The sequence below is a fragment of the Bacillus sp. FSL K6-1218 genome (genome assembly GCF_038006445.1).
GTDB classification, from domain to species: Bacteria; Bacillota; Bacilli; order Bacillales; family Bacillaceae_G; genus Bacillus_A; species Bacillus_A thuringiensis_S.
Window position 1 is genome coordinate 286,738 of sequence record NZ_JBBOVE010000002.1, and the last position, 19,831, is coordinate 306,568.

Consider the following 19,831-nt stretch of genomic DNA (forward strand, 5'->3'; position numbering starts at 1 on the left):
AACAATAAGAAATCTGTGATAAAACTAAATATTATTCTTTTGTATAGGTAAACTAATAACTGGAATTCACACAAAGGAGAGATAAGAACATGTTACGAGAAATTGATACAAGGAATTACGATTATAGTAGTAGTCATGATTCATTTAGTGAGAGGGAGGAAACAATAAATCCGGTAACTGGTAGCCCTTCTTTGATAGTATTGAATACTAATACATGGAGCCAAAATGAATCATCATTAATTAATCGGGCGCTGGAAGCCATAACAAGTAACTATTCAGCTTTAGGATTTTCTGGAGAGTCAATGTCGCAGGGGATAGAGTTTGTTCCAGATCCAAATGTAATAAAAACAAGCGCTAACACCTCCATCGTTCACTTACACCAAGTATATCGAGGTATACCAGTATATCAAATGTCTAGGACTTGTCATTTTACAGCCGATGGCACACTTGAAGATATTGTTGGAGATAATTTAAATATCAACGAGGAGATTAATATTATTCCTGCAGTAGGTGTTGAATCAGCGATGATTGCAGTTAATAATTATATTAATAAAAATCACTTCTCGAACGATAATGAAGTTGACGAATGGGGACAACCAATTCCAAAAACAAGCATTGATACTACTAATTATACACCGAAAATATTAGTAGCATTTCCGACTCCTGCACAATATACAGTGCTAGACAAAGGAGTATTTGAAGAAAATATTCCTGCACATCTCGTAATTTTCCCTCAAAATCAGGTGGAACTACATTTAGCATGGAAAATTGTCATTACCTTAAAAGAAACACTCGAACAGTATGAAATTATTATAGCTGCAAACGAAAAGCAATCCGGTGAAATATTACTTTGTAAGAGCAAAAGTTCTCATATGAAAGCACAAGGCAGTGTTTTTGAATTTAATGGTGGTGAAGATAGAAAAATGATTTCTTTTCCTAGACCACTTACGGATTATCCTGTTAAATCAGTCGTAGAATTACCGAATGATTTCCCAAATGATTGGGTAGAAGAAACTGGGAAAACTATAGGTAATAGTACGGAAGCAGTATTTTGTGACTCAAATTCTTCCACTTCCCAATCATGTTCTCCAGGAACTGAACTGAATGGTGTGCTTGTTAATGGTATGCTTACATTTAACCCTCCAAATGCTACTGGCAATGATCAGAAGTTGCTAAATATCTTCTATTATTGTAGCTATTTGCATGATTTTTTCTATCTACTTGGCTTTACGGAGAGTGAAGGGAATTTTCAAAAAGTTAATTTTTCAGGTTTAGGATTGGAAGGAGATCGTGTAAAGGCACGTGCATATAGCGGGCCTGTGTTTGGTACAGCAAATATGAGTACTCCTGTAGATGGCCAAAGTCCAATAATGAGGATGGGTTTGGTTGCTTCAAGTAATCGTCATACTGCCTTTGATGCTGATGTAGTGTTCCATGAGTATACTCACGGTGTAACCAATAGATTAGTTGGGGGGCCATTGGATCGTAGTTCATTGGATTTGCCACAAAGTAAAGGAATGGGTGAAGCCTGGAGTGATTATTTTGCTCTTACAATTCAAAATTTCAGTAGCGATACAGAGAAAGTAGTTACTGGATCTTGGGTATTAAATAACGATGAAGGAATTAGGGAATTCAAGTATGATGATCATTTTCCGGATCATTTTGGTAAACTTGGAACAGGCCGCTATGATGAGGTACACAACATTGGTGAAATTTGGTGTGCCACATTAATGTATCTAAATCGAAGAATTGTTGAAAAATTTGGTAAAGATAAAGGGTATAACTTAACATGGAGAATAGTAATGGATAGTTTGAAACTTTCTCAATCCAATCCTAGTTTCCTAAATGCAAGAGATAATATGTTAAAAGCGCTACGTCATTTACAGACAACTAATCAACTTAGTGAAAACGACTTTAAAATAACAACTAATTGCTTTTGGCAAACATTCAGCAAATTTGGTATGGGACCTAATGCACGAAGTAACGGAGCAACTCTAAGTGGTATTGTTGCAGATTTTGAAAATCCAGTAGAGTAAAAATAAGAGTAAGGATTTTCCTTACTCTTATTTTCTTTTGAGAAAATAGAAGTAGAAAAAATTATAGTGTAACTAATGTCATAACTTAAAAATATTAACTTCAATTCTATTTAAGATAAAAAATTTAAAATATATTTTATTGTTTGTTTAATATCCTTATCCAAATTCTATAAAACCATATCCAGTTTGAGGATTCATATCGTTGTCCATGAATTCTTGTTAGCTTAGTAGGGTATGAGGAGTACCTACCAAGCTAACAAGAATCCAGTATATTATTATAAAACAGCGAAACAATAAAATGAAAACAATAATTGATATCTACACATGGAGATTATTAAATAGGCGAAGTCGTTACTTAGAAAAGAACAGTAGCTTCAAATATCAATAAGAGGGCAATCATCTAATGAATGAATTTACAGAAGATTATCCGGTTAAGAATTTTCCAATGAAATTTAAATGGTATACAGGAAATTGGTTTGAACTCTTTGAGAAACAAATCGCTCTTATACAATGCGATGTTTAAAAGCACCAAATTAATTCATCTCTAAAAATAGAAAGAGGTAGTTTATCATGAAAATTAATGCTAACTCAGATTTACCAACTATTTTGTATGCAGAAGCTTCTGTGCATTCCATTGGTGGTGAATCAATATTTACTACAACTAAAAGTATTACAAGTAAAACAGTTGAGCAGTTTTACTCTAAAGACAACATGATTCATAAATCTGTAGAAAAATTAAGAGCGAATGGATTCCAAGTACTGTATGTGGGACAAACATCTATTTCAATCGCAGCTTCTCCTAAAGTTTTCGAAAATGTTTTTCATACTAAAATTGTTATGAAGGAACTTGAAGTACAGGGTATACCAGGGAAAACATCAACAACAATTCTTGATTCAACAAACTCAAACATACAGGGGTTAATTGATACAAGTAATAGTGAGTTCGCAGATGTTTTAGAAGGAATCGCAATTAGCGAAAAAGCTTTTTTACATTCTCCTGCTAGTGCAGCCTTAGAAGATACTTCAGTAAATACACCGGGTGGATTAACTCCTAATCCACCACAAAAAGATTATTATCATTTAAAGCCACCCGAAGATTTAGCTAAGCTTCTTTTAGCAGAGCGAGCACACCAAAAAGGAATAACAGGAAAAGGCATAAAGATTGTAATGGTTGATACTGGTTTCTTTAGACATCCCTTTTTCAATAAAAGACAATATCATATAAATCCAGTTATTCTTGGACCTGAGACGACAGATCCAATTCATGATGAAAGAGGTCATGGAACGGGCGAAGCTGCTAATGTATTTTCATTAGCACCGGATATAGATTTTACAATGGTAAAAATGAACAAATTTAATACAAAAGGTGCTTTTGAATTAGCAGTAGCACAAAATCCTGACATTATTACCTGTAGCTGGGGGCTACCTACTCCACCAAATCAATTGACAGCTTCCCAATTAACATTAGCAGCAGCAATAGCCAATGCAGTCCATAAAGGTATTACTGTTGTATTTGCAAGCGGTAATGGAGGTGAACCTTTTCCTGGCATGCATCCAGATGTTATTTCTGTAGGAGGAGTTTTTGTTGATAGAAATGGATCTATGGAGGCAACTGAATTTGTGAGTGGTTATAAAAGTACATTTACACCATATAAGAACCGTCTAGTTCCTGATATATGTGGTCTGTCTGGCCTTCCTCCTATGGCAGATTATATAATGCTTCCAGTAGAACCAGGAGATTGGTATGATAAATTCGCTTATGCCTCCGGACAAAAACATCCTAATGGTGATGAGACTTCACCAATTGATGGATGGGCAGCTTTTAGTGGTACATCAGCTGCTGCACCACAAATAGCTGGTGTATGTGCATTATTAAAACAAGCGAATAGCCGACTTAGTCATTTCCAAATACGGGATATATTAAAAAAGACTGCAAGAGATGTAACAAAAGGTCAATCGCAACAAAAGAATCCTGCTCATCAAGGTCCCGATCTTGCAACAGGGTTTGGTCTAGTTGATGCTTCTAGAGCAGTTGATGAAGCTATTAAGATGTCATAAAGATGAAGAAACTCTTCCAATCTAAGAAGAGTTTCTTCATCTTTATAATCGCTTCACCATGGAACTATCATAGTCACTTACCAATAATCGGAATGTATCTCTAATGATTCCATCATCAACTTTAACTTTTTCAAATTATATAGTCTTTTTTACAGTTGTCTATTTGATGCGGGAAGACCAACAAGTCTATCAAAAATCAAGTGGATTTCATTCATCAACTGTTCGGTCTAACAAAATAAATGCAGTCCGATGGCGATAAGAATTAAATCAAAACCCCGATCCTCCGTTACCGGACTTGAACGGGGTTTTATTTTACATGGTCTTTTTTACGCAAGTAATCTGTTCGATAAGCAAACTCATTCAGAATCCCTTAAAACTTGGAAGAAGGGCATAAAGCTGCTTTAATTTTTCCACATCATGCTCAAACCAATTACGGATCCATTTGCAGTATCCAAGAATTATAGTGTCCTCTTTTTGCCCCGCATTCATGACTTGCGCAATTGAATGTGCCGCCATCATCCCTGACATGATTGCTTTGAGGACACCGTGGGAAGAAGCGGGGTCTAGTACAGCTGCAGCGTCTCCAACTAAAAAGTATCCAGCTCCTCCAGGTTGACTAATTGCTCGCCATGTAACATCAGCGCCATTCGGTTTACCCATAGGTTTCAGCCCTTGGAATTCTTCAGGAATCCAATTCCTTTTCAATGCTACATTGTCAAAAGATAATTCCGTCCATTGGTACACATTTGGACGCACTCTGGCAGTCCAATACCATCCATTGTCGTGTGCTACAATAGCTGGCGATGCATCTCGCGCGGGACATGTCCCTGTAACATAACCGAATCGGGCAATAAGGCGAGGAGAGTAGGTATTGATTTTCAAATTCAATTTCTGCGCTAGCCATTGTCGCCTACCTGTCGCATCTATTAGAAATGAAGATTGAAGCTCCCCATCAGAAGTTACTACTCCTGAAACACGGTTATGAGTAACAATCGGGCGTAAAGCACGACAAGGTTGACGTACGTCAACACCTAGCGAAATAGCTTGATGCAGTAGAATTGCGTCAAAATCGGCGCGCCAAGCTTGAAAACCCAGCCATTTCCCAGACTCGTCCGAACCGAATGTGACAAAGTGGCGCTTTCCCTCCCATTGCACCCAATTTCCCTCATGTCTTAGGAATCCTGCTTTATCAAACTCTTTTGTGACACCCAATTGCTGTAAAAGAGGTTCAATTCCAGGGTGAAGTGTTTCCCCAGGACGATCGCGAGGAAACTGCTCTCCTTCAATCATAATTACCTTCAAGCCCCTCTGAGCACAAGTAATGGCTGTAGCTGTGCCAGCAGGTCCACTACCAATAATGATTACATCTAAATTAGAGTTCGACATTTCTATATTCCCAATTTCCATCTGGTTCATCATTCATTTTTTTAAATAAAATATTAGCTTTGTTCTTTTTATTTGGAACTATTGTTACATCAGTTATACCAACAAAAATAATTGTTCGTTCTTCTATTTTAACTGAAACTTTCCTGTGATCTGTTGCTACCTTTTCTTTATTTCCTTTTTTTATCATTTCAAATCTATATACACTACCCAAAAGTTTATTTTCAGCTTCTCTATAAGCAGTCTTTAATTCTTCATTATCGATAGGGGAAGAGATTTTTTGAAATGATAAGACACTCCAGTCTGTTTTATTTCCACCTAATGTATAGTAAACAAACGCCATGCTAAGTAATCTTTCCTTATACTCTTGTAAATCAGTTCGACCAGTAAGTGACAAGGAGAATTTATTATCTAGAGCATTCTGAACATAGTCTACATACTCCATTGCAGGATATTCAACCACATTATCCTCTTTAGTTTGAGGTCCCTTAACACCATCCCAAGGTATATTTCCCTTTATACCTACTTCTTCATCTGTAAGTGGACTAACTGTTGGCCACCAGGTTTTAAATTCTAATTCTGTACTTTCAAACGTTCGGGCAGCATCTGGAGCAACTGCAGGCCAGAAAGTACTCAAAGCAGCACATAGTTTAGCATCTTCTGGAAACGGGCTTCCAAGACCATAAGCCGCAAGAAATTGTTTTCCATTTTCCGTTCGATCGAAACTTACATCCCAACCGGGTGCATATGTTCCAGAAGCTGCATCAGGTAGATAAGAGTGCCGTGTTCCCACTGGAACGTCAAGTTTTGTTATTTCAGGAGCCTTCTGATAAGGCAAGGAAATAATAGCCGTCATCGTATCGTCATTCTCATTAAAGATAGCTGAATTTGTGTTATTATCACTTTTTAATTCAAGATTAACAGCTATTCGATTATCAGACAATGTAAAAGGAGGTATTTCCCAAGTAAGTTCTCTAAGTCTTTCAGATTGTTGGTCGTACCAATCCATAAGTTCACGTTGGTCACTATTTAAGAAGAAATCTGGGGCAGTTACCATAGAGTATGCTGCATAATGAGCAATTTGCTTTCCCGATTTCGGATCAATGAGTTCTGCACCTTTAGCTTCTATCCACCCATCACCAGTGTAATCTTTATACAGTACTGCATCATATCCACCTTCTTTAATGATACTCATCATATCCTTTTCATCATTAAGATTTGGTTTCCCCTCCAATCTGTGCCGTACATAAACATATTCAGGAGCAGGGCGACCAAATATATCATCATTTTTCTTCATGTGTATTAATAAACTAGAAGAAAAAGTATTAATATATATACCATTCTCAACATCTTGCGTATTACTTTTTGGCACATTTAAGGTAAGAGGCTTTCCATCATCATATTGAGCTTCCTCAACCAATCTAGAGTGAGGAATAGGTACAAGTATATTACTTCCAACTGACCTGTCATCTGAGAATTCCGCTATTCCATCCTGAAAGCTAAAAGGAGGCTTATCGAGATGATCTTTTAAGTAGGACTTTCCAATATCATTTGGAAGCTTACTCAAAGTTTGATAAATTCGTTTTGCCTTTTCATTAACGTGATGTGCTTTAAGACTCAGTTGAATATCAATTGGCTCTCCATTATCATGACAAAGACATTCTGAACCGCTAAAAAGTTTATGTAAAGGCACCCAAAATGTTCTCTCTTTATCACTTTTGTTTTTTTCAACGTCTTCGAAGGGAAAGACTGTATTCTCGTTTCTGAAACGTAACGGACCAAATTCATTTTCATTTCCCATACGTTTAACAGATAAATAAGCCGAATAACGAGCTGGGAGAACTCGAAAAGTAAAATCTGAATCCTCTTCAGTAATAGGTAAGAATCCTCTTTGTTGCGGATCGAAAAACGGTTGCATCGTACCAATTCTTGCTATGCCACTTCTTGAAAAACACATATCAGCATGCTTTCGATGAACAGTATCTGGAGCAGGACGATATTCAGATGCAAAAACTACGATTCCTAATTCTAGATTACCTGAATTATCGCTTATACGAGAATACAATTCGGAAATGGATGGAGGATTAATACCGTAGACATAATTTTCAACAGTTTCAATTTCTGCTAAAGTAGGGAACGTAGTTAATTCTAAGTTGTTTGCGCCAACAATGACATTTGGAGAAGCTAAGGCATGATAAAAAAGACTTCTTGCTGGTTGCCCTGGCTCGATTCCTCGCTTGCCCTCTAATGCAAAATCCTCAAATCCCTTTAGCTGTCGATTTATATTAGGAAGCTCTTTAAGAAGTTCTGTTTTTAAATCATCAGCTGCAATATCCAATCCATGTTGAAGAAATAAATCTCTCCAGCCATGTTCTGCAAGTCTATTACATATTTGTCTCACTTGTTCAATTAAAGACATTATTTCCCACCCTTTCTTGATTTTTATTTGTTTTCATAATATGGATTTATTTTGTCAAATTATCCATAAGGGCTTTGGTAGATGGCTGAAAAAAGTACGCGCCTCCTGTCGTCGTTACCCATTCCTGCATGAAGTTTATGCTCTTATCCTTTTCTGGTAATTTGAATGTATGTTTTTCACCATCATTGTCTTTTTGCCCCAAAATAGAATCTTCGCCAGCCCCTTCTGATGGAAATTTGATATTATTAGCCCAAGCCTGCTGCATGAATTCAAACTGATCTTTAATACTTGCTTGGTAGGTCATTAATAATAACCCTCTTTCCTCGTCTGGTGCCAGCTCAAAGGATTTCCCATAAGGAATGCCTCTACGAAGAAGCATCTTTGTTAGATTAAACTCGGTAGAATGAACATCACGTGGATGGAGCTTACGTATATGCGCTGCAAATGGGCATATTTTCCCTTCGGAATCTCCTTCCACACCCGGAATTTCTTGATTACCTACGGCCTATGTCAATTTAATTGCAGGTTCGGGATTTACATAGGAAAGGTGGTTGCTTGTAAACTCATCATTGCTGATAGACGGATTATCTTCTTCCTTTGCTCTAATCAAAGGCGCACCGCTTTTCCAACGGCCGATTAGTTTAGTAGCTAGCAGGTCAGAGCTTCTGCCGCTATATTCTCTACGAATTGATTAAAGGCCGCTACATCTTGCTGCAAACGTCGAAATACCAAAAAAGAGCCGTTGTGCGTGCCCAATAAGAACTGGCCAGGCCATATAAGCGGTGCTCCCAGCTTGGAAAACTTCTGCGCACGCTCATCATTTGGATCAATCAAACGTGCAGTGAGGAAGTCCTCCGGCTTGTCTGATTTAAGCCCGCGTATCTCTAGATATGCCGTCCTTATAGCCAAAGTGCTCATGACCTGGCTTGTTCGTGTCCATAAGTGTTCTTCCATTCTCTTCGTGTATCAATTCCAGACCACCGTTTACTTTCGAGCTCTCTTTTATACTATATATACGTTGAATAAGGAAATCTTCTGTATCACTAGCCACGATTAATAAGAAATCTGGTAGATTTGTCGGACCGCCAATCACCCAGTTTTGATGATCTAATCTATCGCCAAACATTTTCGAACTTGCAGCCATACCATTCACGAATGCGGAGTCTTTATTAAATTTCTCTGCTTCCTCTGGAATCAATTTCTTCAATCCCTCGAAGGTAAAGGCTCTATTAACCCATGTTGCGGCTAGCCCATGTGGGTCGTCACCATTCAATCGAACACGTAGCGACTTGAATAAATTGTTGAACTGCAGTACTTCATTTAGAGAAGAAATTTGTGGTGCTAGGTCCCTTATCCACTTTTTTGCAGTATCAGGCTGGGTAATTTTAAAAAAAGCAAGTTCTGAAAATCTTTGCTAAAATCAGCCAAACTATTACCTTGAATGTCGTCGATTTCAATAATAGGTTCATTTAGAGCCATTTGATTCAACCTCCCTAATTAAATTACCTTCTATTGGAGACGGCTTTTACAGCAGTAATAATTCTTTAAATGTATTGACAAAAGAAATTGGTCAGACTAGGACCTATAGGGTCAATTCATTACAAATAGAAATTATTCCCAATAACAATCTATTTAATTCAGGTTTATATAATTTAAGAATGTAAGTCATAAATCCCTCGTCTAATTAGATGCAACGATACTTTGCAACAGACCCCTGGAGATCGTGCAGCTTGCATGGGAATTCAGGTAAACTTTTTTGATTTTACTTCATTGGTTCTTTTTTCCTAATTTGAAATTAACGATTTTTTTGATCTCTCAAATATTGATTTTCTATCATTGTATTCTCCTTAAGGTTTTATAAAATCCCGCCTAGTGTTTTGTATTTATTAACAACGAAACAAATACGACATTTTCTAAGCTTTTAAAGGGACTCAAATAAATCTATATGATTTAAAAATATTTACTTCAAAAAAGAGTTATGTAGAATATGTAAGAAAAACTTAGAGAGTTTTATTATTTGTATAAAAATAACAAACTGTGATCTGAAGGGATGATACGGGCAAGTCTGGAGTCATTCATTGTTCATAGCATAAAAATTATAAAAAAAAGAAAACATAAATTTTAGTTATTAATTTCGAAGTTTTATAAAACAAAAAAGGAGACTTTGGTTATGAAAGAGGAAAATAATAAAAAATTAGGACTTGCCCTTTCTGGTGGAGGATTTAGAGCATCTTTCTATCATATCGGAGTACTGGCAAGGTTGGCTGATTTGGGATTGCTTCGTTCGGTTGAATTAATTTCTACGGTTTCAGGTGGCTCTATTATTGGCGCGCTTTATTATCTTCATTTAAAAAAACTACTGGAGGAAAAGAGAGATGTTGAAATTAAAGATGAAGACTATCAGAAGATTGTTGCAAAAATTGAAGTTGATTTTCTAAAAGCAGTCCAAAAGAATTTGCGTTTAAGAACCTTTCTTAATCCAGTAAAAAATATAAAAATGATTCTTCCTAATTACTCACGAAGTGATCATATTGGAGAGCTTTATGATAAATTTTTATACAGAAAAGTTCTTGATATAAATAACACCCATCCTATAAAAATGAAGGAGCTAATTATCAAACCCTGCTGTGAGAGTAATTCTTTTCACCCACTTAGGGATAATAAAAATAGAAGTGCAAAAGTACCAATACTTCTTATTAATGCAACCCTCTTAAATAATGGTCATAACTGGTGTTTTAGTGCTTCGGATATGGGCGAAACACAGATTGACCAATTTAGAAAAAAATTTGATAAAAACTTTCGATTAAAAAAAATAACATCATATGAAGACATATACAAACACGAAGATTTTGAATTGGGTTTAGCCGTTGCCGCTTCAGCTTGTGTACCTGGAATTTTTGCTCCTCTTGCTATTAGTGATCTTTATGATGAGAAGGTACGATTACAATTAGTTGATGGCGGTGTCCACGATAATCAAGGAATTAGAGGATTAGTAGATAAACGCTTAAATTGCACACATTTTATATTAAGTGATGCATCAGCACAATTAAAAGATGAAAGGGAGCCTAATGTACAGATATCCAATGTAATCAAACGTTCAAATAGTATACTATCGGACAACCTACGAGAGCAGCAATTGTCCAATATAATTAAGGAACATTCAGATAATGTTGCCCTATTACATTTAAAGAAAGGATTACCCGTAAAGGAAGTTTCCTACTTTGATGAAACACACGATCTTAAAGAAGAATCGAAACTTTATAACACGGAAGAACCTTGCGAGACTTTCGGGGTCAATACAGATGTTCAAAACCTCCTTTCTGGTATTAGAACAGATTTGGACTCTTTTTCAGAAGTAGAAGCTTTTTCTCTAATGCTTAACGGCTATAGAATAAGTCAATATGAATTGGATAAAGTAAACATAAAAAGTTTTGTTACAAATACTGCATTAAAAGAGGAAAGATATCAATTCTTTAAGGTTGATTCATGGATTTCATCACCTGTTATTGATTCTTATTATAAAAGTCTCCTTGAAACTGCAAGCAAACGATCTTTTAAGGCTATTAGAATGAATTTGCTGGTAAAACTTATAACTATTTTATTGGTTGTACTTATATGTGGAACTATCATAAGTACTTTCAGCTCAAGGTTTATTTATTGGGCAAATGAATCAATATCAAAAGGTCAAATATTATTAATAATTCTCCTTTTAATAATCTTGCTTATTGTATATAAAGGATTAAAATTTTTTTCGCATAGAATTCTTTCTATATGGTTCTTAATAAATCTGTTACCATTTCTTCTTATATCTTTAACAGGATTTATATTTATTGGACTTTATCTAATCACCTTTGATCGACTGTTTCTATACTTAGGTAGTTTTAAAGTGTTAGAAAAAGAAAGAATAAAATGAAAAATAAAAATGTTGAATAGAGGGCGTAGAAAAACCGGCTTTAATAATTGATACCGGTTTTTCTATATCTATTTGAGCTTTTTACATGTTTTCCGCTCCAAAAGCTATAAGAACTCTAAAAGCATAAAAAATTCACCCCTAAATTTAGATTTTTTGAAGTGACTATACAACGAAAAGCTTTGAAGGAGGAATTCATCTTGTATATTCTACAAGAAAGTCTATGTTTTTTTAGAACTACACTAATTAGAACCTGAAGAGAAAATTAATTGGTATGAAAATAAGCTGTCAATTGTTTAGAGTTCTTATCGAAATAATTATAGTCTGCACATCGTCGTCCATGGATTCTTGTTAGCTTGGTAAGATATGAAGAATACCTACAAATCTAACAAAAATCAAGTATATTATTATAAAAAAGCGAAACAATAAAAATTAAAATAACAATTTATAACTACACATGGAGGTTATTAAATGGATGAAGTAAATAAAGATAAAAACTATTGTGCACTGCCGATAGTTCCTGAAAGGGAATTTAAAGCAGATGTAAATAACGATCGAAGAGAACTTTTAATAACAAATGAAAAAAAATGGGTAAATGGTACTGTGTTACATTATTATTTCTTTGACAAAGAAACAGATGGTAAATATGTAATCCTAAACAATGGACAAAGAGAATGGAAAACATGGACTACAAATGAAGAGGAAAAGAACGTTGTCAGAAATGCTTTTAAGCAATGGATATCTTTGGGGATAGGTATGAAATTTAAAGAAGTAGCAACAAGAGAGGAGGCCGAAATAAGAATAGGTTTTATGAGAGGTGATGGTGCTTGGTCGTACATTGGAAGAGATATTATTGATCTGGAATTAAGCAAAGATGAAAGAACAATGAATTTTGGATGGGATTTAACACGCAATCCTTCGGAAATAGATACAGCCATTCATGAAATTGGACATACTCTAGGGTTTCCTCATGAACATCAGAACCCAAAAGCGGGTATTGAATGGGATGAAGAAGCTGTATATGCTGCCTTAGCTAAACCTCCTAATAAGTGGAATAGAGAAAAAACTTATCATAATATAATCAGAAAAATAGATCCAGATACCGTACAAGGCTCTAAATGGGATCCCAATTCTATTATGCACTATCCGTTTAAGGCTGGATTAATTAAAAAACCAGTGCAATATCAAAATGGGATAACACCGGCAGGTGGTTTTTCAGAGAGAGATAAGTTGTGGGTCAGAACGTTTTATCCACCAATGGATAATGCTGACTTAGAAGAACTCCCACTATTAGTAAGCAATAAACTTTCATTAAATCATGGAGAACAGAAGGATTTCATTATTAAGCCAAACGAAATAAGAAAATATAATATAGCTACTTTTGGTGCATCCGATTCTGTCATCGTTTTATTTGAAGAAGGTATTGATGAAGTATTTTATGTTGCAGGTGATGATGATAGTGGTGAAGATCATAATGCAAATATAAATGTCGAATTAAATAGGGGAAAATCTTATATATTACGTGTTCGTGTTTATTATAGTGAAAGGCAAGGCGAAATATCGGTTATGTACTGGTAGGTGGAAGTACTTAGGATTTAGCGGCTTCGAAGTAAGGTTTGATTAAAGATGTTTTGTAAATCCACAAGAAATGACTAATAACTAGAAAACATTTTGAACAAAGATTAATTAAAATAGTTTCATTGAGTCAAAACGGCTCCAAGATTCTAGATTTAGAAAGTAATGAAAACTCTGATTTAATAGGGTGAAGCAGAAATCCTGAAGTAAACTTCAACGTTGTTTGCACACGATTAGGTAATAACTAACCTTACTTCGGTGGTGGTTATACATGCTATCCCTCTGACGACAAAGCAGCACGAAGTGCAGCTGAACAAATATGTGACGGCATTAAGCGTGTAGTTTCTCTCTATTATGACTTGGTGCATAATCCGGTAGACGAGTGAATTTCAATTTATTGGAAAAAATGAAATGGAATTCAAAAATTCGTTAGATAGGGACATGCATAACTCATTCGGTCAGTTCTTGTTGCTTTCGCACGTTATTAACCATCTTAGCTGTTGGAATGGTTACAACCTGGAGTTTGCCCGCTCTCTTAATAGCACGATGTCAGAGGACTCCACTGCCTTGGCCTCTCAGGACACAGGAAGTGGAGTCATTTTTCATTTTATAGTAGAATTCAAATTATATAATTTTTACATAATAAAATAAAATTTAAAGCGAATAATAAACGTCGTTTAAGTATGTGTGTCTGGAAAATAATAAAAGTTCAGCAATGCAAAATTGCTGAACTTTTATTATTTATTCTTTCCTATTCTGCCTAAACTATCTTTAATAGTTGTTTCCCCAAGTTGTGTATATAGCAAAGCTGTATCTTGACTTGTATGCCCAAGTTGCTGCATCACTTGTAATGAGTCTTTTTCTTCCATATATAATTTATTTGCTAATGTATGTCTTAATTTATGAGGAGACATTCTTTTTCCGTATGCTTTAGTATATTTTTCTACAATATCTTGGATAGCCCTAACCGAAAGAGGCTGTGCAGTATGTTTATACTTTGATAAAAATACACTTTTTAATTCTTTTCCTGGAGCGTATTTGTTATCTCTAATTTCCATATACTTTTCTAAATCATTCAGTGCTATTGGTGTAATCCATACAGAATCTTCTTTGTTTCCTTTTCGAATTACATCAATTAATCTTTCTTTTAAGTTTATATCTTCCATACGAAGATCGGCCAATTCACTTACACGAATACCGCTACCAAGAAAAAGGGAAAGGATAGCTACATCACGATCCTTATCCCTTAGGAAATAGAATAATTGATGTTTTGTTAAAGATTTTTCATGTTTATACTTAACGTAATTTAAAAACTCTTGATCATCATCATTATGAAATATTTTAGATCTCATACGCTTTGCACGGGCATTTAATGTTTCTTTATCTTTATGTATTTCAATTTTAGCCATTACATTTCTATAAAAATAACATTCTCCATCTTCATTCTCTGATAGGGAAGTAAGGTACTTAAATAAAGATTTTAAGGCCGAAATTTTTCTGTTAACAGAGGAATTTTGCATATTTTGTTGTAGTTTTAGAAACCTCATGAAGTTCTCAACATCTTTTTTCTTTAAATTCTCCAAATCAGAGAAGGATATGTCTTTAATAGGTTTTAATTCAATAATTTGTTCAGATAATAACCAATTAAAGAAGACTCTAAAATCATATACATAATTCAGCAGGGTAGAGGGAGAGGCATCATGCAATTCTTTGTATTCCACAAATTCTTCTATGTAAAAGGGCATTTCATTAAGATTCTCGTATAATTTTTTACGATGTACGGATTTTTGACGTTGCTTGCTGTAATCCATAAAAATCACCTCATATATACTATAACAGAAAAGTTAAGCGAACACAAGTTCGCGTTAAATTCAATTTTTACACAGACTTATTTACATAATTAAATTATGGGATGCTAAAATATACTCGAAATTAAATAAGGATAGTGTAGTCATTCTAATAAAATTATAGATAAGCACGTGATAAATTTGTATTAAGCTATAAAAATTAGTACAAAAATCACATTCACAGGTGTGCAAAATAAAACAATTTTCATGTATAAATTCATACAAAATGAATACACGAAAAATTTTTAACAGTGGTTATAAAATACGAATTGCTTAATTTAATCATGATTATAAAGAGTTAAATAGATCAACATAAGAAAAACTTTTATAAATTTAAATGTAATTTACTATGAAAATTTGTAATGAGTAATTTAGTATTTGATCATTTCTATATAAAATATGAATCATATGGACACGCACCTATATACGAACATTCATGCTAATGAGCTGAAATCCCTAAATACTGTATTAGATTTTTATCTACAAACCTTATTATTCGTAAAATTGGTATTTCGTGCGAAGATATAAGTGTTTATTTTCCCACCCTTTTATAAAGGTATCATATCCCTTACCTTTCATCAGTATTAATATCTTTTAGTTTCGGGTAGATTCAGCTATACATATTAATATTTATTAAATGGTTGCTTATAGAACTTATCCTATATATAACATTTTAATGTGAAACAAATTCAACCAATGCAAAAAAAAATCGACTTCTCGGGACCTTACTTGCATCTTGAAGAACTTGGTTTACAAATTCTTCCCGTTTCCGAATTAGGGCCTCATACTTTGTATCGGCACACAATGGACTGTGATGTGTATATATATCCTTCTAATCATTTTCTTCGATTTCTCGTAGTTTGAATCTAGTATGTATTATATTATGAACCATCCAATTCCCTCCGCTCACTTAATCCCTTTATCACACTAAATTTCATCATAATATTTCATTAACTTATCTTAATTACAACATGAAAAAAATCGTATATCTACTGATACTATTTATCTAGTAAAAGGGGTAAGGAAACGATTCAGGGAATGAGGGGCCACTCTGGAAGTTTATCCCTCTAATTGTTTCCGTACCCAGCCGACCTAAAAAGTAAAACTAAGTTCATGTTTTTTTATAATTAGAATTGGTGAATCCGCGTTTTTCTATTTTGTAAATTGAAAAACAGGAATCCATGACGGGTTCCTGTTTTGTATAGCTAATTTTCTTTAAGAAAATTTCTCTGCATTTTTATAAAAATTTTCCGCTTCATCCCGAATTGCATTCCAATCTTCAAAGGCCAATTCTAGCTCTAAAGCAGCAATGAACTCCTCCAAATTTTCGATATCCTCAATATTATCAGCTAGTTCTTTTAAATCATAAGATATAGCACTCCATATTCTATGGACTTTTCGAATAACAGTGCACACGGACTCTTTATACTGAACCAAACTCATGACTGGAGCTACTAAATAGACAACCGTGTTTTGTGCGACAACAAAATCATTTGAGTTTTGCAGTGGTAACTGTGACATAAGGTATGACCAAGTTTGTACTGTTTCTTCGTATTTTTGAATCTCTGAATAAAATTCGGAAAGGGATGTTTCCATAGATTGAGACTGTTGATAATATGTTTGTGCGTGACTAGATAGATCTTTACATATATTTATGAATTTAGATTTTGTATTGGGGGATAATTTACCAGTTTGTGCTTCCGATATTACTTGATTAAGATCATTATGATATTTAATAGAAATTAAATCCGCAAAGGCAACAATATTTTGAGCAATGATAAGTATATCTTTATGCCCTCCATTGTCCCAGAACCTACATTTTTCTATAACGTTTAACTTAGTTGCAATGGCTTCTTCAACTAATCTACGAAAAGTAGAAGTTGTGATGAGTCTATCCCAATTACTTTTTACTTTTCCGTCGAGTATGAGATATATTCTTTCCTTCACTTGATCGATACTAGTCGGTGCTGAGATCCATTTGTTTAAATAATTAGCGAATGAACGCCATTCTTCTATTGTAAGGAGAAAAGGAGAATTTTTCCCTCCTAATTCTCGTGGAGAAAAGGCTAACTGGTTCATATGAACACCTCTCTAGATAATTGTTAGTTGTATTCACTCATTTTTTTTAAAACAGATTTTATTAAATCATTTAAACTGGATTATTTTTCTTATAATTAGTAACAAGAGAACCTGCTAACTCCATTCTAATTTTTGTCACATTGGAGAGATCTGGACCATCCTGAACTTTAATTGTCCAAGTTGTGTAAGGGTTTGGAATAAAGTAATCGTAAGCAAATTCGTCCGCAATGATTCCATCAGTAATAATTGTAGCTCCTTGATAACTAAATCCTCGATTAAAGGATTCCGAATTAAATTGAAATTTTTTCTCCATATAATTATCATAATAGTGTCCTGAATTCGTAATCCGTATTTGTACTTTAGAAGTAGCGGCAATTCCATCTAACCAAATTCGCATTAATTTGAGGCGAACACGATACTCATTTTCAAAAAGGGAATTGTTTAAGTTGATTTCCCACGAAGCTTCTCTTTGTTCCTTCAATGACTCTAGAATTTTTGAATCTGTAATTTCCACTATTCTATTTTGAAAGAGTTGAGGAGGTGGATTAAATTGTTTTAAGGCCTGCATACAATCTGTTTGTATTGTTGCCACATCCACTTTTAGTTCGGATACATCTTTTAGGATATTTGGGTTTACGTCTGAGTCTCGGAGAGCCCAATATTTATAAGCGTGTTTGTAATTTGCTAATGCCACAAATAAAATTTGCTTCATGTCTATATAACGTTGATACAACTTTTGTTCCATTTCTTCATTTTCAGATTCTTGTCCCTCTAGATTTCTAATATACTCTTCTAATCTTGTAAGGTCAGCTTGATGGATATGTTTTTCAATTAATAGACGGAATAGTTCTTGACCGCAACGAATGACAGCTACTTGATTTGAAGCAAGTGTTTGTCCATATACAGCTAAAATATCTAATTCTAGTAGATATGCCCTAGCACCTTCAATTTCTTTCTTAATTGCATCGTCTAAAGCTGCAGCTGTCTTTAGCTTAAATATGTCCCAAGTTGCTTTACCAGTTAAATCTTCTTGGGGAATATCCCACTCAGTATTTTTAATTTTTTCAAATAGATCATCTGGGAATTGCATATCTCCTGATGCCTCTGATATATCTTCTGCTAATGCATATACCTTATTAATTAATTCTACAAGTTCATTTAGTTTCTCCATACTTTCTTTTAACGCTTGAGCTAATGCTGATAGTTCACCACCAGCTTCTATAATTTCCTTTAAAGCATTAATTATCCCTATTATTTCTCCGGGGAAAGAAGCTCCTCCTGAAGCAATTATAGAACCCATAGATTGTGCGAAATTTAGTACAGTACTTACCATTTTGAAAGCTAATCTCAGCTGTTGTTCATATTCATATTTCTTAAGTCCATACTCAAACTCAATTCTAGATAATGTTAAGACATGTTGCTGTTTCTCAAATTGGCGTAAAGATGTCTCAATTGCATCTCGAGAATTTTTTAAATTATTTTTTGCTTGATTAATTAATGTTTCTTTAAATAATAAGGTATCTTGTTCATGCTTTAGCATGAGCAAGGCTGCATTTTTACGATCATCAATTGATAAATTTTTATCTAAGTAACGATAATATTGTGCCTCAAATTGCTGTGCAGCTCCCAAAAAAGCATTAATTTCATCTCTGTAGAGTTCTTTATCTAAAAGGGGAACAAACGTATTATCACCACGATTAGCAGTTAAAATAGCCAACAATGAAGTGCTTTGTACACACAATGAAGTTAGTCCGTCATATTGGGTAGTAAATATCTTTAACCAATTTAACTGATTGGCTGCTATATCCGGTCTGGATTCAAAAAATAGACATGCTATTTGGAAAACAGAAGTAAAAAGCTTTGGAAGTTGAGGCGTAGGTACTACGTATGTAATTTCTTCTGCAGTAAATACCCCATCCTTATCGGATAATCTTACGCCTTTATTTTTCAGTTCTATAGAATACGGAGGTGGAGAACTTTGATTATAGATTGGAGTTGCATGTAACACTCCAGAAAGTTCAACACCATATATTGTAAACTGAGCTAACTTGCTTCCATTTTTATAATCTAGTAAAATCTCTGCGGTCCCTTCTGATTGTATTTCCACTCTTCTTGCTCTAATAACTAGTTGTATATCTTGTAAAGTACAACTAAATTTGTCAGGAATTCGAACAACATCCGCAAAGATTGAAATCATTCTTGGTGCTAATTCACCGTCCTCAATAGACTTATATACTTCACCTAAGTCTACGAATAAATCTCGAATTTCGTATTTTGTTCTTGTTGCATTTAAGTAAGATGTTCCTGGAATTTGTTGATTTGTTAATAATTCCTCATACAAAGCTTTATAATCAATACTACGAGCCATCATGAATTCCTCCATTTATAAAATGAGAGACAAAAAAAAGAATGTATGGAATAAATGAAAATTTATCCTTCTTATTCTTCTTTTGTCTCTAGATTTATAGACCGAACTGTATTTATTTCATTTATTCCTATATTAGAGCAGTTTATATTATAGGTG

General features: G+C 34.4%; 12 protein-coding genes. 4 read left to right on the forward strand and 8 right to left on the reverse strand.

The genetic code is table 11. The annotated features are described in order from the left end of the window. Positions 1 to 89 precede the first annotated feature (89 nt). On the forward strand, positions 90 to 2,036 hold the full coding sequence (locus tag MHI26_RS29575) for a M36 family metallopeptidase (RefSeq protein WP_061667024.1): 1,947 nt from the start codon (positions 90 to 92) through the stop codon (positions 2,034 to 2,036). 570 nt (positions 2,037 to 2,606) lie between these two features. Then, the gene (locus MHI26_RS29580; protein WP_061667025.1) at positions 2,607 to 4,094 is read left to right on the forward strand and encodes a S8 family serine peptidase; all 1,488 of its coding nucleotides are present in this window, start codon (positions 2,607 to 2,609) and stop codon (positions 4,092 to 4,094) included. A gap of 360 nt (positions 4,095 to 4,454) precedes the next feature. Here the strand turns inward: MHI26_RS29580 and MHI26_RS29585 are convergent, their stop codons facing one another. The 5 genes from MHI26_RS29585 to MHI26_RS29605 form a co-directional block, all read right to left on the reverse strand. Further along, entirely contained in the window at positions 4,455 to 5,513 is a 1,059-nt protein-coding gene (locus MHI26_RS29585) for an NAD(P)/FAD-dependent oxidoreductase (protein WP_340994771.1), read from the reverse strand. Further along, entirely contained in the window at positions 5,467 to 7,896 is a 2,430-nt protein-coding gene (locus tag MHI26_RS29590; RefSeq protein ID WP_179863967.1) for a hypothetical protein, read from the reverse strand. Before MHI26_RS29590 ends, MHI26_RS29585 begins: the two co-directional genes overlap by 47 nt. A gap of 46 nt (positions 7,897 to 7,942) precedes the next feature. Then, entirely contained in the window at positions 7,943 to 8,374 is a 432-nt protein-coding gene (locus tag MHI26_RS29595; RefSeq protein WP_061667027.1) for a Dyp-type peroxidase domain-containing protein, read from the reverse strand. A 390-nt stretch (positions 8,375 to 8,764) separates the two neighbouring features. Further along, positions 8,765 to 9,280 carry a hypothetical protein gene (locus MHI26_RS29600; RefSeq protein WP_340809290.1) on the reverse strand — a complete coding sequence of 172 codons (516 nt, stop codon included), beginning with the start codon at positions 9,278 to 9,280 and terminating at the stop codon, positions 8,765 to 8,767. Continuing rightward, positions 9,247 to 9,375 (reverse strand): hypothetical protein, encoded by a 129-nt coding sequence (locus MHI26_RS29605; RefSeq protein ID WP_257130866.1) that lies wholly within the window; start codon positions 9,373 to 9,375, stop codon positions 9,247 to 9,249. The genes MHI26_RS29600 and MHI26_RS29605 overlap by 34 nt, the downstream gene beginning before the upstream one ends. Positions 9,376 to 10,066: 691 nt before the next feature. On the opposite strand from MHI26_RS29605, the gene MHI26_RS29610 reads away from it, so the two are divergent. After that, positions 10,067 to 11,809, forward strand: coding sequence for a patatin-like phospholipase family protein (locus tag MHI26_RS29610; RefSeq protein ID WP_061667030.1), 1,743 nt, complete (start codon positions 10,067 to 10,069; stop codon positions 11,807 to 11,809). Positions 11,810 to 12,277: 468 nt separating this feature from the next. Further along, entirely contained in the window at positions 12,278 to 13,384 is a 1,107-nt protein-coding gene (locus tag MHI26_RS29615; RefSeq protein WP_061667031.1) for a M12 family metallopeptidase, read from the forward strand. Between the two features lie 734 nt (positions 13,385 to 14,118). Here MHI26_RS29615 and xerS read toward each other — a convergent pair. The 3 genes from xerS to MHI26_RS29630 form a co-directional block, all read right to left on the reverse strand. Further along, positions 14,119 to 15,192, reverse strand: a complete 1,074-nt coding sequence (gene xerS, locus MHI26_RS29620) for a tyrosine recombinase XerS (protein WP_061667032.1) — start codon at positions 15,190 to 15,192, stop codon at positions 14,119 to 14,121. A 1,251-nt stretch (positions 15,193 to 16,443) separates the two neighbouring features. Further along, entirely contained in the window at positions 16,444 to 17,307 is an 864-nt protein-coding gene (locus MHI26_RS29625; protein ID WP_001072414.1) for a hypothetical protein, read from the reverse strand. A 70-nt stretch (positions 17,308 to 17,377) separates the two neighbouring features. Next, positions 17,378 to 19,675, reverse strand: coding sequence for a hypothetical protein (locus tag MHI26_RS29630; RefSeq protein ID WP_097888222.1), 2,298 nt, complete (start codon positions 19,673 to 19,675; stop codon positions 17,378 to 17,380). Positions 19,676 to 19,831: the final 156 nt, after the last annotated feature.